This window comes from Endozoicomonas sp. ALC013 (genome assembly GCF_049310205.1).
GTDB lineage: Bacteria > Pseudomonadota > Gammaproteobacteria > Pseudomonadales > Endozoicomonadaceae > Endozoicomonas.
The window spans coordinates 73,675-99,386 of record NZ_JBLYNS010000003.1 but is presented as its reverse complement, the minus strand read 5'-3'; the positions used below and the strand labels follow the sequence as shown (position 1 = coordinate 99,386).

Genomic DNA, 25,712 nt, shown 5'->3' with positions numbered 1-25,712 from the left:
AGAATTGAATCAAACTCATTTTTCTAATAATAAAAATGAAAAAAACTAATAATGATGCTCTTGTGAACTGACGATAGAAGAAAGGCAAACAATGACAATGCAAAACCTAGGTCTTGAGTTACGTTACCTTAAAACACTGAAAGCCATTCACCAAAGCGGCAGCCTGGTAGAAGCCGCCAGCCGTTTACATCTCACCCAATCCGCTTTGTCCCATCAGTTGAAAGAGCTGGAGCATCGTATTGGGATGGAAGTGTTTATCCGTAAATCCCGGCCACCCCGGTTTACCACTGCCGGGTTAAATATTCTGGAGCTGGCTGAAGAAGTGCTGCCAAGATTCAAGGCTACAGAACAACGCCTGATGAGATTGGCGGGCGGCAAAGCCGGACGGTTGCATATTGCCATTGAGTGTCACAGTTGTTACCAGTGGCTAATGCCAACCATCACAGAGTACCGGCAACACTGGGCAGAAGTAGAAATGGATTTCTCCACTGCCTTTAATTTTGCCCCCTTACCGGCTCTTTCCCGGGGTGAACTTGATCTTGTGGTCACGTCTGACCCAGTGCCCATTGATGGCATCGAGTACATCCCCCTTTTTCGTTATGAGATGCTGCTGGCCATTGCCAGGACACACCCATTAAAAGAACGAGAGTTTGTCACACCTCTTGACCTGCAACAGGAAGTACTGATCACCTACCCTGTTGAACAAGGTCGTTTGGCGGTCTTCTACGATTTTCTTGACCCGGCAGATATTGAGCCTGCTGATATCCGTACAGCAGAGTTAACATTGATGATGCTGCAGCTGGTTGCCAGCCAGAGAGGTGTTTCTGCACTGCCATGCTGGGCACTGGCGGAATATCTTGATAAAGGGCACGTTGCGGCAGTTCGACTTGGTAAAGAGGGGTTGTGGTCAACACTGTATGCAGCGATTAGAGCAGAACAAAAGGAGCAACCCTATATTGCCAGCTTTATTACCTCAGCCAGAGAAACCTGTTTTGCAACCCTGAATGCTATAAAGCCAGCATAATCAGGTAATACCAATTCCGCCTTCTAAATATGATATCGAGCAAGTCATTTTGGACAGCTGGGCAAGGCGGAATGACGAGTAATAGCAGGGCTATTGCGAGGAATTCCAACGAAGATCCAGCGGTTCAAAATGGCTGCGCAGTTCATATTTAGAAGGTGGAATTGGTATAAACACAGGGATCATAAGTTTTAACCAGATGATCGGTCACTTTCGGCAACGGCAACTGAGTTGCTCCCGGGAGACTGACCAAACAGCCATTAAAGTTCATATTCGAGCCCCAGCCCAAGCACTTCTGGCGTGTTCAAATAATAGGCCTGTAAAACATCGCCATGGTGTTTCAGGGCATTCATGCGGGTCTTGCTGGTCGGGTGTGCTGAAAGGAATATATTGACCACTTCTCGCAGACTTCCACTATAAGCGATAGCCCTGCCCCAGACTCTGGAGCATTCTGAAGGGTCATATCCAGCCAAGGCTGTCAGGTAGATGCCTATTTCGTCAGCCTGAGTTTCACGATTCTGCAAAATTGAGTTGGCAAACGGAATACTGGCCAGGGCCAGCTGATTCAGAAAAAGGACATCACTTAAACCCTGCCCCATGTGCCTTGCCAATATATGACCCATTTCATGTCCCAGAAAACAGGCCATGCCAGCCTGATTTTTCGCCAGGGGAAAAGACGAATGATAAATCGCAATATTATAGCCACTGGTTGCAAAGGCATTGGGAACACCACTATTCATGGTTGAGATTGTCCAGTAATCGGCAGGGATATCAAAAACCTGCTCAGCAACGGCCTTTAAACGTTCGGCAACAGGGTCGAGAAATTCGGAGTATTTCTGTTCCAGCTCGCGGGATGTCTCTTCACGCAGGACCCAGTCCTGCAATTGTGCTAATTTGTAAAACCCCCAGCCCAGTGGCAGGTGAAGGTAATCGAAAGGGGTCTTTAAATACGTTCGGGATACCACGGAAAGAGTCCCAAGCGCAGCCCCGGTCAGGAATGCCCTGACCGTAAAATCAATAAAAAACGGGTTGGCACTGTTTTTTGTGATTGCCGATGCAAGGCCAGTCCAACTGACGCCGATCATTGTACCAACAGTGCCACTGGCAACCGATGCAAGGCCATTATTTTCAAACTCTTCCAGCAGGCTTCTATCAACAACTCGATGGAGATTATTGATAACATCGTTTCTATTTAATGTATGAACCTCTTGATTCCCATGAGCGCTGGAAACGCAGGAAAGCAAGTAAATACATACAGTTAATGAGGTTATGGATAAACACTTGACTCTGGAAAACACCTTCAATCCTCTAAAATGATTCGACCCGCTATAGAGTTCAGACAAGAAAAATATAGTTTGGTTCCATCATTCTATTCAATCAGGGTTCGCCATTACCAATATCTGTATGGAGCAGTTGCCGAGAGTGACCGCCCATTTAGTCAGAAACATATGATTCCTTTTGGCCATCTACCTACACCATCTTGTTCTAAAAAACTCTCTTGAATATATTCAAATAAAATTAAATTTCACCAGTTAAGGAACTTTTCATCAAAAAAAACAACTAATTTATATCATTATTAAAATAAACTTTGCTAAAGGCAGTTATTATGGATATTTCCACCACACCAATTACCCCCGATGCCAACACCCAACGACCTCTTGCAAAAATGTTCCACGAACAAGCTGCAAAAAAGCTCCACGGACAAGCCATGACAAATGGCCGGATAAAACCAGCAAAACCCTGTACATTCATGCTTAAAGAAGGTTCAGAGCCACAACAAGGTGTAGAGCAGTCAAAGCCCAGATATATATCACCGCAAGAGAGAACCGTAATTGAGTTTTCAAAATTTTGTTCAAGCGATTTTCATTCAAACGCCGACAGTAGAAGCAGCAAATTTCTGGATAAACAATACTCCGAGGATGCTGAAACTGTAGTAACAAGCTTTTGCATTATGATGCGATTGTTCAGCCATACCCACGAAAGCCTCTTTCGTGATATTACCGATACGATTGGAGTCACCTATGATAATAAAAAAAATTCCTTGCAAACTCTGAAAGCATTACTTTATTTAAAAAAATACGATAATATCCCTGGCATTAAAGCAGCACGAAATGCTATCCCCGGTAAAGTAAAAGCAGTTCCCCATGCAGCAAACTCTGAAACAGGCCTCCTGAAATGCCAAAGTTCAGTTCAAACAGTAACTCGCAGATTCCGGAAACATCCCTTAGCGGAAACAACATCTACAGTCAGAAGCCAGGGTAAATCACACTCAGAAGGAGAAGCGAACTCCCGGCCAATTAAGAAAAGAAAGGTAACTTGCCAAAACAAATCTTCTAAAAATCACCCTAAAAGAACTAAAGCAAGATTAGATGCGGTTAAAGACACTATTAATGCCTGCCTGCAAGAGCCAACCTCAAAAAAAGATATTGAAATTACCATCAATCGTATATTTCGTCGAGGCAAACACTGGAAGAATCTGACATCTCTGAGAACCAGCCTGAGACGCTGGTTTTACGATCTTAATCCCTCTATGACCCAGGGATTTAAAAAAGAAGAAATTAAAAAGGCAGAAGAGGTTTTTGCAAGGCTTATGGGGGTCTATCCATCATCAGGAACAAAAACAAAAACCTAGGTCATCGTTAACCTTCGTTATTTGTCAAAGTTGATGGCAAGTCGCTATTCCCTGGCTGCTGCGCTACTTCCATCTGCTGTTTGAACTGGTCAAGCCGTTAAGCGACAGAGAATACATACTTCCTGCAGGCAGCCAGTAACGCTATGAAATTAAACAGTAATCAGAATTTTCATTATTTTCATTATGCCTGTTTCGTAATCGATAAGCTTCATTTTCGGCCTGCCGGTATTGTTGCCGATAAGGCTCATTTCCAGCCTGCCTGTTTTGCTGTCGATAAGGTGCATTTCCAGCCTGCCAGTTTTGCTGTCGATAAGGTGCATTTCCAGCCTGCCGGTTTTGCTGTCGATAAGGCTCATTTCCAGCCTGCCGGTTTTGCTGTCGATAAGGCTCATTTTGCAGTCTATAAGCTTCATTTCGATATAAGTCATACTCCGCTGGCGATACGCTATAGCCACAGATTTCCTGATAATCCGCATGATCAAAGATGTGATTTTCATCCGCTTTATCAAACAGCGGGTCAATGGGACCAAGCAAAGTGGACATAAGGTAGAAGCCTTCTGTAAAGGGAAAAGCTGCGCCCTGGTGCCCCTTCACTTCTCTCATTTCTGATTGGAAATCGTCAACAACATGAACGTTTGGCTGCTCATCTGCCTCGTTCATCCACTCGACTGATGACTCTAGATCAGTACAGGCAACCAGGCACACCGGACTCCTCTCAGCCTTTCGGTGTTTCAGTAATTCAAAAATATGCTCTTTAGAGCCTCCGTTATTGGGCTCACCATCATTAAATACATAGATAATACGGGGGGGAGATTTCGGAGAACGTTCAGACTCTTCTATGCTTTTTAACATAGCAGGATAGAGCGGGGTTGAAGGGAGTCTCTTAGCCCTGAAAATACTGTCCAGACACCTCTTCATCTGCATCGCAACCTTGGCTGGCGTGCCACCGGTATCAATTGGTGGGAATTCCTGAGTGAAACTTTGAATTTTTATTCCCATCACCGGAATATGGGCTAATAAATCGGCAACATGACTCAACCGATAGACCGCCTCTTCAAACCTGGACATTCTTACTCCGACCTCAGGATGTACCATGCCATCCTGGGTATCCATTGACATGCTGTTATCAATAATAAAATGCAGTTCATAATTTTTCAGGGCGGCCAGTCGATAGGCCAGCCAGGTTGATCCGTTGATTGAACCACCCAGCACCTGCTGGATCGCATATTGCTGCTCAGGTGTAAATGCTCGTTGAAACTTTTCTATGGGCGAGGGAAACGAGGTGGTTATTGATGGTTGAGAGCCAACCCCGGACTGTTGGTCATCGGTTCCCGGGTATGGAGGCGGAGGATCCGAGTATGGAGGAAGATCCGGGTATGGAGGAAGATCCGGGTATAGTTGCGGGCGAACAGTGGCTGTTGATACAACACCTTGCGCCAGATAATCAACGTTTCTCACCTGCCCCGAATTGGTATTGGGACGGTCACTGGGAGCATGTGCCAAATGTTGTCTATTGGGATCTTGTGAATTTAAGGAGTATCCAAAGTAATTCACTGATTCTCGATGGCCAGAACCAGCGGGTAATCGACATGCGTCGGATGAGGAAAGAGGCGCTTGTGATTGTGGATAGGTTACCTGCTGGTTATTAACAGGATTTGCTTGATGACCTTTCGTGTCCATAGCTAAAACCTCTGTATATTATTTTTTCTTTAGGCCATCAAAAATAGACAAAAAAATAAGAGAATAAAATTTCTGTTAAAAAAAATAAAAAATTTACAATTAACTTGAAATCAGACAAAACCCAATGCCTCCCTCTGATTGCTAAACCAGAGAGAAGCAGCGCTTTTTTATGACTATAATGATACCGTCTCTTATCAAGGCATAGCAGCAGGGAAGTCCAGGCCGGTCATTTCATCCAGTCCAAACATTATGTTCATATTCTGAACGGCCTGGCCTGCTGCCCCTTTGACCAGGTTATCAATAACAGACAATATCACCACCGTATCCCCGCCCTGTGGACGATGGATGGCTATACGACACTGGTTACATCCGCGAACCGACCGGGTTTCCGGGTGGCTGCCCACAGGCATAACATCAACAAAGGGCTCATCGGCAAAGGTACTCTCATACAACCCTTGAAGGTCAATACTATGATCTTTGACGGTGCAATACAGCGTGGAGTGGATACCGCGGATCATTGGGGTCAAATGGGGAACAAATACCAGGTCGCCGGTAAATGGCGATACCCCCGTTTCTGGCATGCGCTCAATACCCTGGCGAATTTCCGGCAAATGACGATGACCGGCAACACCATAGGCCTTGAAAGACTCGGAGGCTTCGCAGAGCAGCGTGCCCACATTGGCACCACGGCCAGCGCCGCTGACTCCCGATTTGGCATCGACAATGATATTGCCACTCACCAGCCCTGCCCTCAACAGGGGTAATAAACCCAGCTGCGTTGCCGTTGGGTAGCAGCCGGGGTTGGCCACCAGCCGGGCGCTGGCAATATCGGCACGGTTCATTTCTGGCAGGCCATAGACCGCTTCTGCCAATACCTCCGGGCAGACATGCTCAAGACCATACCACTGCTGCCACAGCGCTGTATCGCGCAAACGAAAGTCAGCCGCCAGATCAATCACCCGAACACCGGCAGACAGTAATTCCGGCACAGACTCCATGGCAATACCATTGGGTGTGGCAAAAAACACCAGGTCACATGAGGTCAGCTGTTGGTTATCCGGAAGCGAAAAGTTCAGATCAAGCTTTCCCCGTAACCCGGAAAAAAGTTCACTGACCGGCTTTCCCGCTTCAGAACGGGAGGTGATCATACGCAACTCAACATTTGGATGAACCGATAGCAACCGCAACAACTCCGCTCCGGTATAGCCCGTTCCACCGACAATCCCCACTTTAATCATCTGCTGCTTCCGTTACGTCTGGATTATTGTTTGAACCGGCGATCTTACCAGAACTCTCCGGGATATCGTCGCTCCAATGAAGGAGACTACTGAGTGATTTTTAATGGCGTAATCAGGTCATTCAACCCATTGACCTGAATCTCCAGAGCCAATGCCAGCAGCTTACCCAGCTCACCCTCCGGAAACCCTTTGCCAGCAAACCAGAGAAGATAGGGCTCTGGCAGGTCGATCAGTCTTCTGCCCTGATACTTCCCGAAAGGCATGGTCTGGTTGGCGATTTTGAGCAGGTCTTCTTTATCGAACATCGGGTTTTCTCAGGCTAATTACAATAATAGGCGGATCAGCCATGGCACAAGCAGCGGCATGTAGACAGCACACAGGCACATTCCCAGGCTGGAATAGACTCCCATGGTCAGATCCAGCTCAAAAGCCCGGGCCGTGCCGCCTGCATGAGCGTTTACGCCCATGGCAAAGCCAATGGCCCTTGGATCAGTCACGCCAAACTTGCGACACAGTGCTGGCCCCACCAGCGATCCATAAACGCCGGAAATAATGACTACCGCCGCTACCAGGGAAATAATAGCGCCATACTGTTCGCCCATCACCAGGGCAACCGCTGTGGTTACGGCTTTGGTAGAAATGGATAACACCACGTCTCTTGAGCCGCCGGTTGCCAGAGCCATCCCCATACCCATAAACGCCGCCAGCAATCCACCGATCAGTAATGTACACAGAAGAGGTCCCGCTAACTGACGAAGAGTGTGCAGCTGTCGTGACAGAGGAACCGCCAGTGCTACCGTAAATGGTGCCAGCAACATCTTCAGCAACTGGCTGTGCCTGGTATACACATCGGGCTCAAGTGGAGAACAGTGAATCACCAGAAAAACCAGCAGACTGGTGGTAAACAGCGGGTGAAACCACCCTTTGCGCCCCATACGATTAAACAACTTTTCCGCCAGCAGGTAAGCGCCCAGATTGATCAACAAAATGGCAACCGGGTTGTTCATTTGCCGCTGTAATAGTCCGTAAGAGAAACTGATCACCTCATCCATGATGATTCTCTCCGCAGGTGCTGGCAAAGCGTTTCAGCAGCCATTGCAGAAGAACAGCCGTTAACACCAAAGAAACAGGAGTCGCCACCAACATGGCCAGAGCGATAGGCAGCCATTGCTGCAAGAGCAGGTCACTCAGGAAGAAAATACCAACACAGCCCGGGATAAACAGCACGGCCAGGTAACGGATACAGAACTGGCTCACCGTATCCAGCGACTCACTGACACCGCCAGACAACTGAAGATAAATAACCAGAAGTATCAACCCCATCACAGAGCCCGGAACTGCAAGACTGAATGCGTCACTTAATACATCACCCAGCACGGTAAAAAACAGCAAAATGACAATGCCTGACAGCGTTCCTGATGACATCGCTCGATCTCTCCTGAAGCAGCTATATGCTGCGCACTAGTACATGGTTTCAATGTAATTGATGGGTTCCTTCTATCAATGACTTCCAGGCTCCGTTCGTCCTGAGCGCCCTTCGGCTCGGCTCAGGGTGCACGGAAGAAGGGTGTAAACACCATACCCTGAATAAAGACTGTGCCAATCACCCTTCGACTCCGCTCAGGGTGAACGGAGATTGTACACATCAAATCATCGAAATAATGTGCAAAAATCGTTCAATCATACCTGAAAAGTAAAACACTGTTTTAACAGGTAGAGAGACGCAATGACAATCCGGTAAACTGCAAACTACATACGTCAACCGACGTTATTTAATTCCGGCATAAGCGATTACTGAAGCCCATAACCCTGAAAAAGTCATATTTTCACCCCATGCCAGGAAACAAAATCATCTGATAACCGCTCAGCAACGGAACAACTTTACCCAGGCGGCGTCTATGTTTAACAACCCCTCGATACAGAATTTAAGGCTGCGTCTGGCGCAATCAGAAGCGCTGCCACAACTGACCCTGATGGCACTGATGACCGGGCTGCTGGCCGGAGGCTTTCTTATCGCCTTTGAGGATTTGCTGTTTTACTTTGGCGTTGTTTCTCAGCGTGCCCTGATATCTGAACAGGTATTTGCAACACTCGCATCGGTGGAAAGTGGTTATGAAGCTCTCCCTCCCCTGGTTCGTTTCCTGTCACCTGTCGGGGGAGCCATTGCCCTGATCCTGTTAATCAAGCGCTGCCCCCCCGGGCAAAGAAGCTTTGGCATTGCCCATGTGATCGAGCGCTTGACCCTGAACAGGGGCTGGTTACCCATTACCGGCACCATCACCCAGTTTTTGACGGCACTGATCGCGCTGGTCAGTGGCTTCTCGGTGGGGCGTGAAGGGCCTGCAGTACATTTGGGCGCAGGAGCAGGCAGCTTTCTGGGCCAGATGCTGAAACTGCCTGCCAACACTCTGGGAGTACTGGCGGGTTGTGGTACTGCCGCAGCCATTGCCGCACTGTTCAATACGCCCATGGCCGGGGTGATCTTTGCCATGGAGGTGGTTATGAAAGAGTATTCACTGGAAAGCTTTATTCCGGTCATGGTTTCCGCTGTGGTGGCTTCCGTTCTGACCCAAACGGTTTACGGCCCTAACCCGGCTTTTCAGATCCCGATCATTCCTTCTGCCGTACCCGAAGACCTGATGCTGACGGCGATCACTGCGGTCATTATTGGCCTTCTTGCCGCAGCGTTTATTCAAATTAATATCTTTGCCATGCAAAAGCGCCAGAATAAGGTCGTATTGCCACTGTTAATCGCAGGGCTTCTAATGGGCATAGTCGCCGTTCTGGTCCCTGCAACCATGGGCATTGGCTATGACTCCATTCAAGCCCTGCTGAACGGCGACGAGGTAAATCTGCAGTTTCTCTTTATCCTGCTGGCGGCCAAGCTGGTGATTACACCACTGGTCATCGGTCTGGGCGTTCCCGGCGGAATGATCGGACCATCGTTGATGATCGGAGCCGCAGTCGGTGCCTGCTGTGCTATACTGGCTGGCCAGTTACCGGGGGTTTCTACCAATATCACCTTTCATGTCATCACCGGGATGATCGCCATGATGGCGGCGATCTTTCAGGCTCCGTTGACGGCCCTGATTACCGTGCTGGAGCTGACCCACAGTTCCCAGATTATTCTGCCAGCCATGTTGGCTATCGTGATCGCCTGTCTGACCTCCAGCCAGATCTGTGGCCAACAGAGTATTTTTGCCATGCAGTTCCTGGCACGTGGACAGAGTATTCAGCTTTCCCCAATGGCTCAGTTGTTGAATCGAACAGGGGTTGCGGGTTTGATGGATAGACAGCTGGTGACATTATCGTCAGAGTCTGTACCAAATGAACTCAGGAGGATAAACAGCACAAACAGTCATTGGGTCGTCCTGGGCGATCGACAACCCGGGCAAATTATCAGAACTAAAGACTTGCTTGAATGTCAAAAGCAAGGGGAGGATGTAACCAGTCAGATAAGAGACAACGTTGTTATACAGACACTGCCCATTGATATGCAGTCTACCTTATATGAAGCTCGTAAAATCATGCTTGATAAAGGTCTCGATGTATTGCTGGTCATGGAAAAGAACGGGCGGAAAAAAGTAGAAATATACAACGCTGTTGGTGTTATTACTCTGCAATCAATTGAGCGTTTTCTCAGTAACGCACAGTAGTTGTACATTAATGACGAATAATGATGCTTGAGACATTCAGCCAGCAAGAATATTTGATAGATTCACGTCTATCGGGGGCAAATGGGTCCCTGTAGCCACTTTATAAACGATTAGAAAGCGAGAAGATCAATAAAAGGGTGTAACCGATGGAAGTCAACCAGTTGGGAGCAACCTCAAACGTTGGCGCTCTGCCAGAAACGCCAAGTCAAGATGACAATACCACTGAGCCTTCTGCCAGACCCGGCTTCATGGGGCGTGCAGTCAAGGGCATCCGCCACTCTTTCAGGCGAACCGGGAAAACGCTCGATATTTCAGCAGGGACATCAATGCTTGTCTCAGCCAGAAAAAAAAATCGAACCAACCTTTATTCAGCACTCTCTATTGATGTCCAGGGCATTTCGGCTGAAGCACTGATCAGGGCTAAAGTTAAAGCGTTAGCTACTGGCCAGATAACCGTTACTGATTTCATGTCATGGTATGAGCCTGAGCAAAGAGCCGCCGTTTCCCCAGCAGCTCTTTACACTAATTTCGACAAAATAAAAAAACAGCTGGCGAAATTAATGCAGTTACCTGAAGCAACCAGCCTCTCACAAGACAAGCTTGTGCTTTTAAACGGACAAGCAGAAGAAAAAAATGCTCAAGATTTTGAAGAACTGCTCAACATACCTAAGAAAATGCCAGACATCGACGAAAAACAAAAGGTCATTTTAGAAACAATCCATCAAATCTTTCATGAAATAAAAACCATCCATGACTGTTTACCAGAAGAAGAAGATTCGCCAATTCAACTTAATTCAGGCTGGTGGCCATCATTTGATGAGCAATGTGAAGAAGACAGCCCGGAAGTACCCAATTCCCCATGCTTTAGACTGTTGAGCAGCCCAGAGCTTACTCTTCAGTTACATGAGCATCCAAATACCTATAAAACAATCACCTCCGAATTGACACAGTTAATGAAAGAGTGCGAAACCAGAATTTTAACGGGGGGCAGAGTTCGCCCAAAAGGGTTTTCCAGGGAAGAGTGCAGACGCTTTTTTTTCGCCTGTTGCGTCTGGGAATCTGACGACATTCAATTGATCAACCCGTTACAAAAAGTTAAACCTCAGAAACAGGCGATAACACAGCTGGCAACGCTGATATGCGACCACTTTATGGAAGAAAGCCTGAACAACAGGACTTCTCACTCCTGGCTTACCACCCGTCAAGATAAATACAGAGAAGAAGCCAAACTGGCCAGAGGCCGCTGTGTCCTGGAAGAACAAAAAACCGAACGCGCATTACTGCAAAACATCATCGGCAGACCTCAGGGGCTCCGGGAAGATCTCAGGCTTCTCTGCGACAAAATCTCCGAGTTGATGATCAGCAGACCAGCGTTAATGAGCAGCAGGAAAGATATCAGAAAAAAACTGGTCAAACTCAAAACAGAATCAGAAATATTCCTGGCCGATAGAATTCGGAATAAAGACTTACTGGCAACAAATGACTTCGTCATCTCATGTTATCACGGTTTACGGGCAGCTCTCCGAGATATCCCAAACCCTCCATGGTGGTCGAAAAACTGGCCATACCTGTACGCTGATTATATGAAAGCAAGCAGTGAGGAAAAAACAGTAACGGCTATAGATCCACAGCCCCCAAAGCGTTGAATCAAGAAATTTAAAGCATGCAACTTGATTTACTTTTCTAACCTGTAAGAATGCTTACAAATTCAATAACAATCGGGTTTAACCATGCTTTGGGTAACAGCTTTCCACATTATCGCCATGACCTGCTGGTTTGCAGCTCTCTTTTACCTGCCGAGGCTGTTTGTCTATCACACCATGAGTGAAGACCAGATCAGCAGAGATCGCTTTGTCATCATGGAAAGAAAGCTGATGCGCGGCATCGCCACCCCCTCCATGATTGCCACCCTGACGCTTGGCCTGTGGCTGTTACACTATATCCCCAGCTACATCAGTGCCCCCTGGATGCATGCAAAACTGACCCTGGTAGTTCTGACCGTGGGCTATCACCATATGTGCGCCCGCTATATGAAGCAACTGGCCAACGGCACCAGTACCCACAGCCACACATTTTTCAGGGTTTTCAATGAAATTCCTGTGGTCTTCCTTGTGGGTATTGTCATTCTGGTGGTTGTTAAGCCCTTTTAGAAGGCTGACCATCTGGAGCATAAAATCCAAGGGAACCCACTGCTCCTTTACGATATTTATACTCCCTGGGGTTAACCACAAAAAAGCCTCAGTCTCCACCATGCCCGCCGATAACCTGTCTCAGGACATATTTCAGGACAGGTCGCCATGGATGACTCATTCTATAAACTGGTTTTCGAAGGAGAAATACTGCCGGGTTTTAAGGAAAGAAAGGTTCGGAAAAACCTGAAAGAGCTCCTGAATGCCGACAAGGCAGAACTGAAATGTCTGTTCTCAGGAAAGCCGGTTATTATTCGCAAGAATATGACCGCCAGTGAAATCCGTCCTTATGAAAGAGCCATGATGAAGGCAGGAGCCCATTGCCGGATTCTCTCTATGACCAGTAATGAAGAACTCCCCCAAACGCCACCAGAAACCATCCCGGAGCAGGAGCAGAAACAACCGGCCGAATCATCCGGGCAGTTTCAACTGCTCCCCAGAATGGGAAGAGTACGATTTATCGCCTCCCTCTGGGTAATTGCGCTGCTGGTCGTCTGCGCCTGCTGGGTTCCGGGGCTTTTAACCCCTCACCTGACACCTTTCTACCCACCTCTGGAGTCACTGCACCTGACACTGGGCCTGATGACTATTGCCTGCCTCCTTATGCTGACCATGGCTGCCAGAAGGCTTCATGATTTTGACCGCAGTGGCTGGAAGAGCCTGCTGCTAGTGATCCCGGGCATCAACCTTCTGTTTCTGTTATGGCTGACCTTTTCCTCAGGTACTGCCAGTACCAACCGGTTTGGGCCAACTCCCTATTCCGCCGGGAGAATTGCCCAGGTCTTTGGCCTGTGGATTCCATTACTGGCCCTGATTGCCGCAGGATCCTATGGCTGGCTTTACCAGAATGAGCTGCTGCAGCTGGCTGCCAATGTTCCGGAAATGATTGATCAGCTGGTTCTTCCGGCACTGGAACAAAACCTCTGATATGCTCTGACACATTGGAGAACAATTAACCACAGCCTTGTTACGATATACGCATCAATACGCAGTCCACCGACACAGGTCAATGGTTATAATATTTTCATACCGCTTTTCTACTTTATACAAGTCATGATCATCCGGGAGGTTGCCTTGGAATAGACCGTCCTGCTGCTGTGACAGCACATGGGTTCAGACATTCGTTTTTCCGGTAAATAGCACCACTATTCACCGCACAAAAACGATGTTTCCTCCACAATGTTCTGCCATCTCCGTTACGGACATTATTTCCAGACAGCCTCCTTGTGATTGGTTCCGGCCGCGGCGTTTGACGATATTCGTGACAATTCGCTTACATTAAAAGCATTAAACGGGCATTTTCGAAAACTGTGCGGTCATTTTCACTGGTAATAGATTCTATGAGCAAAGACAGCGTTCTGGTTATCAACTGTGGCAGTTCTTCCCTGAAGTTCGCAGTCATCAACCCGAAAACCAAAGAGGAAAGCATCAGTGGCATTGCTGAATGCCTCGTGGGCAACGAAGCCTCCATCACCTGGAAACTGAACGGTGAGAAGCAAACCCTGAATCTTGGCGCTGCTGGCCACGAAGGTGCTATCGAAGCACTGGTGGGCATTCTCCGTGAGAACAACCTGATGGAACACATCGAAGCCATCGGTCACCGCATTGTTCACGGTGGTGAGAAGTTCACCCAATCCACCCTGATCACTGATGAAGTAATCCAGGGCATCGAAGACTGCAGCCACCTGGCACCTCTGCACAACTCTGCTCACCTGCTGGGTATCCGTGCCTGCATAAAATACTTCCCGGAGCTGCCACAGTCCGTAGTATTTGACACAGCATTCCACCAGACCATGCCGGCAGAAAGCTACCTGTACGCGGTTCCTTACAACCTGTACGAAGAGCACGGCCTGCGTCGTTATGGCATGCACGGCACCAGCTACCGTTATGTCAGCAAAACCGCTGCCGACATGCTGGGTCTTGACCTGGACAACAGTGCTATCCTGGTTGCGCACCTGGGTAACGGTGCCAGTGCCTGTGCGATCAAAAACGGCGAATCCGTTGATACCACCATGGGCCTGACGCCGCTGGAAGGGCTGGTAATGGGTACTCGTTCCGGTGATATTGACCCGAACGTCTTCAGCTTCCTGAACAAGCAATGCGGCTACTCCCTGGACGAGATCATCGACCTCCTGAACAAAAAATCCGGCATGCTCGGTCTGTCTGGATTGGACAACGATTGCCGTGTTCTTGAAAATGCCGCAGCAGAAGGTCATGAGCGTGCCCAGCTCACCCTGGACATCTTTTGCCACGTTCTGGCCAAAAAACTCGCTGGTTTTGCCGCTGAACTGGGCCGCATTGATGCACTGGTCTTCACCGGCGGTATCGGTGAGAACTCCAGCACGATCCGTAAGAATGTCATGGAGCGTCTGTCCATCTTCGGCTTTGACGTTGATGAACAAGCCAACAAAGAGACCTTCCGTGGCAAGAGCGGTGTTATCACCAAACCCGGCTCAACCGTAGCCATGGTTGTCGCGACCAATGAAGAACTGATGATTGCCCGTGATACCGAAGCGCTGATTGCTGGCTAAACTGGTTATCTAAATGATGTAAGCAACAGGAGGTTTCACCTCCTGTTTTTATATCAGTATTTCATGAGAAGGATTCGTCCGGATATGCGTACATTTTTCCTGGCACCAACACGTTATGGTGTTGGCCTGACCTCCGTTACCCTGGGCCTGGTTCGAGCACTCGATAATCTCGGTCTCAGGGTCAAGTTCTTCAAGCCCATTGCCCAGTTGCATGTAGGCGACACTGGACCAGAGCGTTCCACCAAACTGGTCCAGCGTATCATGGACCATGAGCCGCCTACCCCCATTACCTCCCACCGTGCTGAAGACCTGCTGGGTGATAACAAGGGCGATGTCCTGATGGAAGAGATCGTAGCCCTGTTTGAACAGGCTTCTCAGGACTGTGACGTGATGGTGGTAGAAGGTCTGGTTCCGACCCGGGAAATGCCCTACGCCAATCGCCTGAACAGCAGCATTGCCAAAACCATTAATGCCGACATCATCCTGGTGTCTGAGCCCGGTAATGATTCTCTGGCAGACCTGGCCGACAAACTGGAAATCGCTGCCGACAGCTTTGGTGGCATCAAGAACCCGAATGTCGTCGGCTATGCCCTGAATAAACTGACGCCGGACGTGGTTGCCAGCCTGAATAAAGACGGCCATTTCCAGAGCCTGCCAGAATTTGCCCGCAAGCCATTCCAGCCGCTGGGCTATATTCCGTTTGACAATAACCTGGCCTCCCCAAGAACCATGGATATTGCCGAGCACCTGAAAGCAGACATCATCAATGCCGGTGAGATGGATACCCGTCGGGTGACTTCTTACACCCTGAGCGCCAGAACGCCCACCAATATGATTCATCACCTGAAGCCAGGTAATCTGGTGATTACTCCGGGCGACCGTGATGACATCATTCTGGCCACCTGCATGGCGGCCCTGAACGGTGTTCCCCTGGCGGGTCTTCTGCTGACCAGCGGTATCACTCCCTCCAAACCCGTGATGGAACTGTGCAGCAAGGCCATCGGTACAGGTCTTCCTGTCATGCTCACCGGGGAAGACTCTTACACCACGGCAACCCTGTTGGATCGTCGCCATAACGAATTGCCGGTTGACGACGCTGCTCGTGTTGAACTGGTTATGGATACCATCGCTGCCAACCTGAACACCGAGTGGCTGAAGCAACAATGCTCTGCCCTGGCAGAGCGCAGACTCTCCCCCCCGGCCTTCCGTTACCAACTGGTTCAGAGAGCCCTGGGTGCCAATAAGCGTATTGTTCTGCCAGAAGGCGATGAGCCACGCACCATTCAGGCTGCCGTTATCTGTCAGGAGCGTGGTATCGCCCAGTGTATCCTTCTCGGGCAGCGCAGCGTTATTGAACAGGTCGCTAAAGACAACGGCATCACACTGCCGGATGGCCTGATCATCATGGAACCTGAGAGCATCCGCACCCGTTATGTTGACCCGATGGTTGAGCTGCGCAAGAACAAAGGCCTTACCGCCCCGATGGCGGAAGCTCAGCTGGAAGATACTGTAGTACTCGGCACCATGATGCTGGCTCTGAACGAGGTAGATGGTCTGGTTTCTGGTGCAGTACACACCACCGCCAACACCATCCGTCCGGCGTTCCAGCTGGTCAAGACGAAAAAAGATGCTGGCGGACTGGTTTCCTCCGTCTTCTTCATGCTACTGCCTGACCAGGTTCTGGTATACGGCGACTGTGCCGTTAATCCAAACCCGGATGCAGAACAGCTGGCCAATATCGCCATTCAGAGCGCCGACTCAGCCACTGCGTTCGGTATTGAGCCACGCATTGCGATGATCAGCTACAGCACCGGGACCTCTGGCATCGGTGCTGATGTAGAGAAAGTGCGCGAGGCCACTGAAATCGTTAAAGCCAAACGTCCGGACCTGATTATCGATGGCCCTCTGCAGTACGATGCTGCCTCCGTTGAGTCGGTAGCCCAGAGCAAAGCTCCCGGCAGTAACGTCGCGGGTCGTGCGACCGTGTTTATCTTCCCTGATCTCAACACAGGTAATACTACCTACAAAGCGGTACAACGCAGTGCAGACGTTATCAGTGTCGGTCCAATGCTTCAGGGTCTTAACAAGCCAGTTAATGACCTTTCCCGTGGTGCCCTGGTTGACGATATCGTTTACACCATTGCCCTGACTGCGATTCAGGCTGAAAACGACTAAGTTCGTTTAATTCTTCCCATACAAAGCCGGACAGAAATGTCCGGTTTTTTTTATGGCTGTCAGTAAACGGTCATATTCCCCTTTTATGCTTACATCATAACTGGCCTGATTCATGCCGCTCTTTTTATAAAAAGTCAGATAGGGTAGTTTGAAAAGAGGTGCTTTTGTTACGTGTTTGTTCGTCAAAAAACGACAGTGCACCTTGTTTTACGTATTCATTGTCAATAAACCAACACGGAGGCCGATAACTCTATCCTATGCCCAAAGAGAAAAAATGCAACGAACGGCACAAGAAGTGCCAGGAGAAAGAGTATGTCCAGTAAAAACTATACCTTAAGCGCAAAAACTCTTGTATCTACGTCCATCATCACCTGCCCGGACTGTCTTCACCATGCGGTTGAAACCATGCCTCAGGATGCCTGTGTTTACCTTTACGAATGCAGAAACTGCCAGAAACTGATTACCCCACAGGAAGGTGATTGCTGTGTTTTCTGTTCACACGGAAATCAACCCTGTCCGACATCACAACGGGATAGAAAAGCCTACGCTGAAATGACGCCTCTCAGTGAAGAAGTGGTTGAAAGCGTCTCAGTCTCTGGTTTATGACCCCATTATCACGTACTATGCCCGATTGACGATCCCGTCTTTTACCAGCCCGAGGTTTTGGAGTGTCTGCTTACTGTATAGGCAGCACCTCTTTACTTCCGGGAGCCTTAGGAGCCTGTACATTGCCAAAGGCGAGAGGGTAAAAAAACCGTAATCTGTCATCAATCAAAACGCCCTTCTGCCGCTATTAACAGAAGTAATTCTGAAAAAGTACCCGGTAGCAATGAAAGTCAGAAAAACCCTGATTTTTCCCCTTGAACATCAACACTCTGACAATTTAACCAGACACTCGCTGCTCTATCGTGCAGCCAACTGGCTGGAAACCACTATGCGGGCTTTACAAGAACAGCGTGAAGAGAAGCAACTTACTGAGCAGCCTGAGCAACAGAAACCGGCTTTCCCACCCTCAAGGCAGTACCCATTCCGGCGCTGCCTGATAAGAACCCGGTTTTTTATGCCCACAAGAGGACGACTGCCAGTATGCACCCACCTGCCGCGCTCCGGACCTCACCATTGGTAACCAATCCCCATTTTGATTCGGCTGTCGACATTTCTGGTCTTATCCACCGGGTCACTGTCGTAATCAACAATATGCGTCAGATTCCAGGTAATGCGATCGGTCAGTCCAATGTTTAACCCCTGATTGACATTAACCAGTGTCGTAGACTGTTTTAGCCGGAAGAACGTTCGGCTGTTGGCAAAATATTCCCAGTTATTCATGAGTCGTGTTCGGTAGTTAAAGATCCAGGTCAGGGCATAATCCCGCTGCGATTCATTGGTAATATAGTCTTCCCAGAGCTGACTGATACCCCCACTGGTTTTCAACGCCCTTTCAGCGGTTTCCCAAAAACGATAGCCCAAGGCACCACCCACTGATGTACGGGTTCTCAGATCGTCTTCCGAATCATATTCCTGTTCTGCGGCTCCCTGCACAAACCAGTGCTCATCCAGGTAACGGCTGTATGAATAGCCAACCTGCCACTCAGAGCTTTTAATACCGTCATCATCTTCCACTTCAATATCCCAGTAAAAAGCATTTTTATTCCACTGATCATCAATATTGAGCTTGCCTTCAACACCAACCAACAACTCATCATCGTTGCCGGATTTGCTGTCCAGCGTGGCCACCAGCTTACCTCCCAGCGCCCAGGTATCGGCAATCACCGGCTTTTCAATATGGATAGCGGCAACCGGCCATACTGCTGAGAAAGAGCGCTTTCGACCACTCTCATCAATAACCGTAACGCCTGTCTGCTGGCCTTCAAACCGCCGCAATCTGGCCTTCTCTTCACCAATCAGGCTGACCCAGAATGTTTTATCCGAGTCCAGGGCCGTGACATAGCGCCAATCCAGTTCAATAGTTCCTGCATACTTTGTTTGTAAACTCAGCTTGCCAGAATCCAGCTTGACAATGTCGCCAGACAACACATCGCCATTGTTCATCCAGACGGTATCAGCCCATGTCATACTGATAGAAAACAGACAGAATATTCCCAGCAGCCTTGATAAACAGCGAAGGCTCCTTTGGAGCAACATAAAAGGAATTCTCCAGAACAGGTTATCCACCTGTAAAATTCATAAATACGACAGGCTCCACAATTTCCTTTCCCATTCCAAACTTTTAAAATATCCTGACATCTATTATTTGTGGTCGATCTTATGATGAAGAGTATCATGGCGATCATCATAGAAAGTATCGTGGAGAACCAACATTGACCGCCCCCTTTACCCCTTCGGAAATATGGTATCTGATCAGCAGGATTCCGAAAGGCTGTGTGGTAACCTATGGCCAACTGGCAGATATGGCAGGAGCCCCCGGTTATGCGCGCGTTGTGGGCAATATCCTGAAACAGCTGCCCGCCGGGACCGACCTTCCCTGGCACCGGGTTATTAACGGCAAAGGTCAGATTTCATTCCCTGATGGGTCGAGTCGATACAGCCAGCAAAAACAACGTTTGGAGCAGGAGGGAGTGACAATTTCATCCGGAAAAATCAACCTGAAAGCGCATCAATGGCATGGAGAGTAAATACATGGATGGAGCGTCGGAAGATATTGCCCTGGCCGTCGAAATTATTCGCCAGCTGGAAAACCTGAATTATCCGGAAGAAAATATTCTCAAGGCGATGGTTCACATCTGTCAGGATACACTGAACAAACTACCCAACGACGGAACCCGGGAATTTTGGCGGCAGAGACTGATTGCCGAACTCCTGGACTCATCAAACGACACACCGGCTGAAACCCATTAACAGGATGTTGCAAAAGGCTGAATAGCCTTTTGCAACACACTCTCTGTCTCAGGAACAGCTACCCTCTTCAGAATACGTTTTAGTTACCGCCTCATGACGTTCCAGCAATCGCCCTACATACGACACTAACCATAAAACCGGCAGCCCCAGCAGCGCTGAGCCAATAAAGAAGACCGGATAATCCAGGGAATCCACAAAGGTGCCTGAATAACCGGCCAACAGCTTGGGCAGCAACGTCATCAGCGAACTGAAAATAGCGTACTGCATGGCCGTAAAGGCCCGGTTGGTCAGGCTGGATAAAAAGGCAATAAACGCGGCGGACGACATGCCACCACTGAGATTATCTGCCGCAATCACCAGGCTTAAATAGAGGCTGGATGGATCAAGATTGGCCAGAAACGCAAACAGCACATTCGACAATGCCGCCAGCAATGCACCTACCCAGAGAATTCGCAACACACCGAAGCGAATGGCTAACACTCCGCCCAAAAAGCCACCGGCAATGGTCATGACCAAGCCAAAGGTTTTGGTAATGGTAGCGATTTGCTCTTTGGTGTAGCCCATATCGTTGTAGAACACATTAGATATGGTACCCATAACAATATCAGCAATACGGTAGGTACCTACCAATAGCAATATATAGATAGCTACTTTGCCATAACGCTCAAAGAAGTCAGCAAAAGGTGCGATGTAAGTTTCCTTTACCATTGCTCTGGGTGCCAGATGAACTTTCACCAGCAACCAGGCTGTAACCCCAGCAGCTGCCACACTGCCTGCAAATCGACCGGCACCGGCCAGAAATCCGGCGATGGGCGTAGACAGCCCGGTCTCCACCAAAAAGGTTTTCAGAGCACCAAAGGCATCAGCCAGCGGAGTAAAAGAGATAACAAATACGGTCGCCGCCAGGGCAAAGAGCAACAGAAAGCGAAGATAATCAACAGTGCTGTGTACCGACTCGGAAGTACGATCAACATCCGGCTCAGCAACCATCAGAGTGGTAACCACCCCAATCAGCATAAACACGGCCATACAGCGATAGGCCCAGGCCCAGGCCAGATAGTCGTAATTGCCTTCGTCCGTCATGGTAAACCAGCTGGCCAGTGCCAGGGTGCCAGCACCGGCCACCAGCATACCCACTCGATACCCGGCAATGTAAGCAGAGGACATCATGGCCTGCAGGTCATCATCCGCCGCTTCTATTCGATAGGCATCAATAACGATATCCTGTGTGGCCGAGGAAAAGCCAAGCATTACCGCACCACAGGCTATCCAGAACAGACCTTCAGCAGGGTTATGGGCCGCCATAAACAACAGCGCGGCAATAACCGAGGCCTGGGATAACAATAACCATGACCGACGACGCCCAAGCAAATCATGCAGAACCGGCAGTGGAATGCGGTCAACCAGCGGTGCCCAGACAAACTTGAAGGAATAACCTAACGCTGCCCAGCTGAAAAAAGTGACAGCACTGCGTTCTACCCCAGCCTCACGAAGCCAGAGGGAAAGGCTACTGAAAATCAACAGAATGGGCAGGCCTGCTGAAAAACCAAGAAAAAGAAGTGCAATCACCCGACGATTAAAAAAGCTTTTCCAAGCGTCACCCCAATTCTTCGAAGAATCTGCTGCCAGCCCCATGCAATATGCTCCATCGCAAATATGAAATTCTACAGCGCCATGCTTCTTGTAATAGACGTTCTATTTTAAAAAAGAAGATATCAGCTTAGCCGAGAAATAAAAAACCGTTTCCATCATCCAATGAAAACGGTTTTCTGTGTCACAAACAGTCAATCAATCTCTGAAATTATTGTACTGCAACGGCATGTCCAGATCGGCTTCCCGCAAAAAGGCAATCACAGTCTGCAAATCGTCCCTTTTCTTGCCGGTCACCCGAACCTGATCGCCCTGGATGGCGGCCTGAACCTTCAGCTTGGCATCCTTGATCATTTTCACGATCTTTTTGGCAATATCCTTTTCCAGCCCCTGCCGAACCACCACTTCCTGCTTGACCTGTTTGCCAGAACCGTAGTGGTCTTTTACTTCAAGGCATTTAACATCAATACCCCGTTTGACCATCTTGGTTTTCAACATTTCTACCATTTGAACCAGCTGAAAGTCGGCATCGGTGGTCATAACGATCTGTTTTTCGCCACTTTTCTCAAAGCTGGCAGCAACGCCCCGAAAGTCAAAGCGGGTAGTCAGTTCACGGTTTGCCTGGTCAACAGCGTTGGCCAGCTCATGCATATCCACTTCAGAGACAATGTCAAATGAAGGCATAGCGAATGATCTCCTTGAGAAATCGAAAGAAACAATTAACAACTATTGTATCCATGATTGTATTGGAAAGACCATGGAGAAAATCAATACACCAGTGACAAGGTTCAGGTGAATATGCAGGATCAGATCCTTTTGACGGAAACTACTGATCTTTGCCCTTAAGCCTGAAGCCAATTTTTACCGTCACCTGCCAATGGGCAATTTTGCCATCCTCGATATGGCCTCGTTGCTCCACCACTTCAAACCAGCCCATATGCTCCAGGGTCATGCCAGCGGCGGCGATGGCATTTTGAATAGCATCATCACTACTGACCGTTGAGCTGCCTACCAGTTCAGTCATTTTATAGGTATGACTCATTGTCTATCTCCCACTCTTGTTTAGAAAAGCTGTAAAACACCAGCTGTTTGAGTATAGGCAGCAAATGGTAGACTCGGCGTATCTTCATTCGCTGATGGACTTTAGAGATTAATGGACAATGATCCCTGGTATATTCTGGGCGCAGGCAGCATCGGTTGCCTTTGGGCTGCCAGCCTTTTCCATAAGGGGGAAAGCCCCCGACTGATCCTGAGAGAAAGCAGTTATCAGCAATTTAACAAGAAACGCATTTCACTTAAGTTATCAACGCCAGACCAGACCTCTCGATTTGCTGTCGATATCGTCTCGCCAGAAACCATCGACAGCACCATCAACCGTCTGATTGTCTGCACCAAGGCGCAGGACTCACTGTCTGCACTGAACAGCGTAAAGCCACATCTGGCGGATAACTGCCAAATACTGTTGCTGCAAAATGGCATGGGGAGCCAGCAGACCATCAGGGACGCTTTACCAACACAATCGATTTGGGCAGGCTCCAGTACCGATGGAGCTTATCTGTCAGCCCCTTTTGAGGTACATCACGCTGGCCAGGGTCAGACCTGGATTGGCCTTCTCCGCAATCAGCAACGATCCGAACAGGGCTTTCATGAGCTTTGCGACAATTTCAGATTAAAGGTCAACCACTGCGATTTCATTGAGCAGAAGTTATGGGAAAAGCTGGCCATTAACAGTTGTATCAACGGCCTCACGGCATTGTTCGACTGCCGTAATGGCGAGCTGCTGGATAATGGTGAAAAGCAGGTCTGGCTGAATCAATTAATTATTGAGACCAGCGAGGTTCTGGAGGCGCTGGGGATTCCAGCCACCGCACTTAAAGACAGCGTGTACGGTGTCTGCCAGATCACTGCCAGCAATCTATCATCAACCTGCCAGGACGCACGTAAGGGAAGAGCCACGGAACTTGCCTATATCAACGATTTTCTGATCCAACAGGCCAATTCCCTGGGAGTCACCGTCAACGGCCATCACCAACTGATGGATCGGCTCAGCGCTGTCGGCGTCAAAACAGGCCAGCCTGCAACGGCTTCTCCTTTATGTATATAATCCTCGCCAAAGAACACCAGTAACCTCCGGAATGACCATGAAAGTATCCTATACACTGCCTGAAAACCTGAGCCCGGTTGTGCGAGACCAGCTTCACGGTGCCGTAGAAACCAATGTTCGTCAGGCATTGGCTGAAGATATAGGTTCCGGAGACATTACGGCATCCCTGATTCCAAAAATCCAACAATCTGTCGCCAGAATTATCTGTCGAAACCATGCCATCATCTGTGGACGCCCCTGGTTTGACGAGGTCTTCCGCCAGATTGATCCCAATGTCCAGCTGGAATGGCATATAGATGAAGGTGAACGGGTTGAGCCGAACCGGGTGCTGGTAGTCCTGAAAGGTTCTGCCCAAAGCCTTCTGACCGGCGAAAGGGCCGCGATGAATTTTCTGCAGACCCTCTCTGGCACCGCAACCCGCTGCCAGCGCTATGCTAGTCTGGTCAGTAATACCAGCGTCAAATTGCTGGATACCCGCAAGACCCTGCCGGGCCTGCGGGTTGCCCAGAAATACGCCGTCGCTGCCGGAGGCTGCCACAACCACCGAATCGGACTCTTTGATGCCTTTTTAATTAAGGAAAATCATATTGCCGCCTGTGGCGGCATTGCTCAAGCGGTCGGCAAAGCTCACGAAATCGCCCCCGGCAAACCGGTAGAGATCGAAGTGGAAAGCATGGAAGAATTCAATATTGCCCGAGAGGCTGGAGCCGATATCATCATGCTCGATAACTTCCCGCTGGCCCAGCTGGCCGAAACCGTCCGGTTGAACCGGGAACTCTCCGGAAAAGCGCCGAAACTGGAAGCCTCCGGTGGTATTAATGATCAAACGCTGGTGCCCATTGCCGAAACCGGAGTCGACTTTATCTCTATTGGCACACTAACCAAAGACTGCCAGTCTGTGGATCTGTCCATGCGGATCATCGAGCAGCTTTAAAACACACGGAGGCAGCCTTGAGCAACAACACTATGAACAAAAAAATTCTGGTAACCGGGGGCGCTGGCTATATTGGCAGCCACACTTGCGTCGAACTGCTCAACGATGGTTATGACATCATTGTTCTGGATAACCTCAGTAACAGCAGTCAGGAATCTCTGAAGCGGGTTCAGGAGATCACTGGTAAGACACTGGAGTTTGTCAAAGGGGATATTCGCGACCATGAGCTGTTGCACTCACTGTTCAGCAACCATGAGATATCCTCTGTTATTCATTTTGCCGGTCTGAAAGCCGTTGGCGAATCCGTCTCCATGCCCCTGGCTTACTACGATAACAATGTGCATGGAACACTGGTGTTGCTGGAAGCCATGAACCAGGCCAAGGTCAAAACCCTGGTGTTCAGCTCTTCTGCCACGGTGTATGGCGACCCTGCCAGCCTCCCCATCAGCGAGGACTTCCCGACCTCGGCCACCAACCCTTATGGTCGTTCGAAGTTGATGATAGAAGAAATCCTTCAGGACCTTCAGGTGTCGGACAATAGCTGGCGAATTGCCTTGCTGCGCTACTTTAACCCGGTTGGTGCTCACCCTTCCGGTAGAATCGGTGAAGACCCGAATGATATTCCCAACAACCTGATGCCTTATATCTCTCAGGTTGCCATTGGCAAGCTGGACAAGCTCAGTGTCTTCGGTAACGACTACCCAACCCACGACGGAACCGGAGTCAGGGACTATATCCATGTGGTTGACCTCGCTATTGGCCACGTGCGTGCTATCGAAAAGCTGCAGAAAACTGAGGGAATCCATGCCTGGAACCTGGGGGTTGGTAAAGGCTACAGCGTGCTGGAAATGGTCACCGCTTTTGAACAGGCATCACGACAGCCAGTCCCTTACCAGATCGCCCCGAGACGCTCCGGTGATATTGCCGCCTGTTATGCCAATCCGGACAAAGCCTTGAGTGAACTGGGCTGGAAAGCGGAAAAAGGGTTGGAAGATATGGTGTCTGATAGCTGGCGCTGGCAGTCGGCGAATCCAAACGGTTATCACAGTTAACCAGCTTTGGGGCTGCTGAAAAGCTAAAAGAAGGGGTACCACTCGCCTTTTCAT

25 protein-coding genes are annotated in these 25,712 nt (G+C 49.1%); 15 read left to right on the top strand and 10 right to left on the bottom strand.

The genetic code is table 11. The features are described 5' to 3' along the window. Window positions 1-91 precede the first annotated feature (91 nt). On the top strand, window positions 92-1,024 hold the full coding sequence (locus ACO6V1_RS01540; protein WP_422450121.1) for a LysR family transcriptional regulator: 933 nt from the start codon (window positions 92-94) through the stop codon (window positions 1,022-1,024). A 257-nt stretch (window positions 1,025-1,281) separates the two neighbouring features. Here ACO6V1_RS01540 and ACO6V1_RS01535 read toward each other — a convergent pair whose 3' ends face one another. Next, complete coding sequence (locus tag ACO6V1_RS01535) at window positions 1,282-2,265, bottom strand: M48 family metalloprotease (protein WP_422465526.1); 984 nt, start codon at window positions 2,263-2,265, stop codon at window positions 1,282-1,284. A 362-nt stretch (window positions 2,266-2,627) separates the two neighbouring features. Here ACO6V1_RS01535 and ACO6V1_RS01530 point away from each other — a divergent pair, with 362 nt between their 5' ends. Continuing rightward, entirely contained in the window at window positions 2,628-3,653 is a 1,026-nt protein-coding gene (locus ACO6V1_RS01530) for a hypothetical protein (protein ID WP_422465524.1), read from the top strand. A 141-nt stretch (window positions 3,654-3,794) separates the two neighbouring features. Here ACO6V1_RS01530 and ACO6V1_RS01525 read toward each other — a convergent pair whose 3' ends face one another. From ACO6V1_RS01525 to ACO6V1_RS01505, 5 genes are all read right to left on the bottom strand, one after another. Beyond that, a complete protein-coding gene (locus ACO6V1_RS01525) occupies window positions 3,795-5,333 on the bottom strand; it encodes a hypothetical protein (RefSeq protein ID WP_422465522.1) in 1,539 nt (512 codons plus the stop codon). A gap of 194 nt (window positions 5,334-5,527) precedes the next feature. Beyond that, the gene (gene argC / locus ACO6V1_RS01520; protein WP_422450117.1) at window positions 5,528-6,571 is read right to left on the bottom strand and encodes an N-acetyl-gamma-glutamyl-phosphate reductase; all 1,044 of its coding nucleotides are present in this window, start codon (window positions 6,569-6,571) and stop codon (window positions 5,528-5,530) included. 86 nt (window positions 6,572-6,657) lie between these two features. Beyond that, entirely contained in the window at window positions 6,658-6,876 is a 219-nt protein-coding gene (locus ACO6V1_RS01515) for a DUF3820 family protein (protein ID WP_422465520.1), read from the bottom strand. A gap of 18 nt (window positions 6,877-6,894) precedes the next feature. Continuing rightward, entirely contained in the window at window positions 6,895-7,623 is a 729-nt protein-coding gene (locus tag ACO6V1_RS01510) for an LrgB family protein (protein WP_422465518.1), read from the bottom strand. Further along, window positions 7,616-7,996: a CidA/LrgA family protein gene (locus tag ACO6V1_RS01505; RefSeq protein WP_422450114.1), complete on the bottom strand. Its 381-nt coding sequence runs from the start codon at window positions 7,994-7,996 to the stop codon at window positions 7,616-7,618. Before ACO6V1_RS01505 ends, ACO6V1_RS01510 begins: the two co-directional genes overlap by 8 nt. A 473-nt stretch (window positions 7,997-8,469) precedes the next feature. Here ACO6V1_RS01505 and ACO6V1_RS01500 point away from each other — a divergent pair, with 473 nt between their 5' ends. The 8 genes from ACO6V1_RS01500 to ACO6V1_RS01465 all read left to right on the top strand — a co-directional run bounded on the left by ACO6V1_RS01500 (window position 8,470) and on the right by ACO6V1_RS01465 (window position 18,248). Beyond that, window positions 8,470-10,227, top strand: a complete 1,758-nt coding sequence (locus ACO6V1_RS01500; RefSeq protein ID WP_422465516.1) for a chloride channel protein — start codon at window positions 8,470-8,472, stop codon at window positions 10,225-10,227. Between the two features lie 467 nt (window positions 10,228-10,694). Next, on the top strand, window positions 10,695-11,873 hold the full coding sequence (locus ACO6V1_RS01495; protein WP_422465514.1) for a hypothetical protein: 1,179 nt from the start codon (window positions 10,695-10,697) through the stop codon (window positions 11,871-11,873). 84 nt (window positions 11,874-11,957) lie between these two features. Further along, complete coding sequence (gene hemJ, locus ACO6V1_RS01490; RefSeq protein WP_422450111.1) at window positions 11,958-12,377, top strand: protoporphyrinogen oxidase HemJ; 420 nt, start codon at window positions 11,958-11,960, stop codon at window positions 12,375-12,377. 147 nt (window positions 12,378-12,524) lie between these two features. Further along, window positions 12,525-13,343 (top strand): DUF805 domain-containing protein, encoded by an 819-nt coding sequence (locus ACO6V1_RS01485; RefSeq protein ID WP_422450110.1) that lies wholly within the window; start codon window positions 12,525-12,527, stop codon window positions 13,341-13,343. 413 nt (window positions 13,344-13,756) lie between these two features. Then, window positions 13,757-14,947, top strand: coding sequence for an acetate kinase (locus ACO6V1_RS01480; RefSeq protein ID WP_422465512.1), 1,191 nt, complete (start codon window positions 13,757-13,759; stop codon window positions 14,945-14,947). An 84-nt stretch (window positions 14,948-15,031) separates the two neighbouring features. Next, window positions 15,032-17,122 carry a phosphate acetyltransferase gene (gene pta / locus ACO6V1_RS01475; RefSeq protein WP_422450108.1) on the top strand — a complete coding sequence of 697 codons (2,091 nt, stop codon included), beginning with the start codon at window positions 15,032-15,034 and terminating at the stop codon, window positions 17,120-17,122. Between the two features lie 312 nt (window positions 17,123-17,434). After that, window positions 17,435-17,728 (top strand): GDCCVxC domain-containing (seleno)protein, encoded by a 294-nt coding sequence (locus ACO6V1_RS01470; protein WP_101748424.1) that lies wholly within the window; start codon window positions 17,435-17,437, stop codon window positions 17,726-17,728. A gap of 223 nt (window positions 17,729-17,951) precedes the next feature. Then, window positions 17,952-18,248 carry a hypothetical protein gene (locus ACO6V1_RS01465; RefSeq protein WP_422450106.1) on the top strand — a complete coding sequence of 99 codons (297 nt, stop codon included), beginning with the start codon at window positions 17,952-17,954 and terminating at the stop codon, window positions 18,246-18,248. Here ACO6V1_RS01465 and ACO6V1_RS01460 read toward each other — a convergent pair. Further along, window positions 18,236-19,171 (bottom strand): DUF481 domain-containing protein, encoded by a 936-nt coding sequence (locus tag ACO6V1_RS01460; RefSeq protein ID WP_422465509.1) that lies wholly within the window; start codon window positions 19,169-19,171, stop codon window positions 18,236-18,238. The two genes, ACO6V1_RS01465 and ACO6V1_RS01460, sit on opposite strands and share 13 nt — an antisense overlap. A gap of 269 nt (window positions 19,172-19,440) precedes the next feature. Between ACO6V1_RS01460 and ACO6V1_RS01455 the strand changes: the two genes are divergently transcribed. Both ACO6V1_RS01455 and ACO6V1_RS01450 read left to right on the top strand, forming a co-directional pair. Next, complete coding sequence (locus tag ACO6V1_RS01455; protein WP_209201560.1) at window positions 19,441-19,755, top strand: MGMT family protein; 315 nt, start codon at window positions 19,441-19,443, stop codon at window positions 19,753-19,755. 4 nt (window positions 19,756-19,759) lie between these two features. Continuing rightward, entirely contained in the window at window positions 19,760-19,978 is a 219-nt protein-coding gene (locus ACO6V1_RS01450; protein ID WP_422450104.1) for a hypothetical protein, read from the top strand. Window positions 19,979-20,026: 48 nt separating this feature from the next. On the opposite strand, the gene ACO6V1_RS01445 is transcribed toward ACO6V1_RS01450, so the two are convergent. The 3 genes from ACO6V1_RS01445 to ACO6V1_RS01435 form a co-directional block, all read right to left on the bottom strand. Next, complete coding sequence (locus ACO6V1_RS01445) at window positions 20,027-21,613, bottom strand: AmpG family muropeptide MFS transporter (protein ID WP_422461382.1); 1,587 nt, start codon at window positions 21,611-21,613, stop codon at window positions 20,027-20,029. Window positions 21,614-21,766: 153 nt separating this feature from the next. Continuing rightward, window positions 21,767-22,252 carry a YajQ family cyclic di-GMP-binding protein gene (locus ACO6V1_RS01440; protein ID WP_101748418.1) on the bottom strand — a complete coding sequence of 162 codons (486 nt, stop codon included), beginning with the start codon at window positions 22,250-22,252 and terminating at the stop codon, window positions 21,767-21,769. A 142-nt stretch (window positions 22,253-22,394) separates the two neighbouring features. Beyond that, window positions 22,395-22,610 (bottom strand): dodecin, encoded by a 216-nt coding sequence (locus tag ACO6V1_RS01435; RefSeq protein WP_101748417.1) that lies wholly within the window; start codon window positions 22,608-22,610, stop codon window positions 22,395-22,397. Window positions 22,611-22,721: 111 nt separating this feature from the next. On the opposite strand from ACO6V1_RS01435, the gene ACO6V1_RS01430 reads away from it, so the two are divergent. The 3 genes from ACO6V1_RS01430 to galE are packed head-to-tail and all read left to right on the top strand — an operon-like array spanning window position 22,722 to window position 25,658. Beyond that, window positions 22,722-23,672 (top strand): ketopantoate reductase family protein, encoded by a 951-nt coding sequence (locus ACO6V1_RS01430; RefSeq protein ID WP_422465507.1) that lies wholly within the window; start codon window positions 22,722-22,724, stop codon window positions 23,670-23,672. 37 nt (window positions 23,673-23,709) lie between these two features. Then, entirely contained in the window at window positions 23,710-24,606 is an 897-nt protein-coding gene (nadC, locus tag ACO6V1_RS01425) for a carboxylating nicotinate-nucleotide diphosphorylase (RefSeq protein ID WP_422465505.1), read from the top strand. 32 nt (window positions 24,607-24,638) lie between these two features. Beyond that, window positions 24,639-25,658, top strand: coding sequence for a UDP-glucose 4-epimerase GalE (galE, locus tag ACO6V1_RS01420; RefSeq protein WP_422465503.1), 1,020 nt, complete (start codon window positions 24,639-24,641; stop codon window positions 25,656-25,658). Window positions 25,659-25,712: the final 54 nt, after the last annotated feature.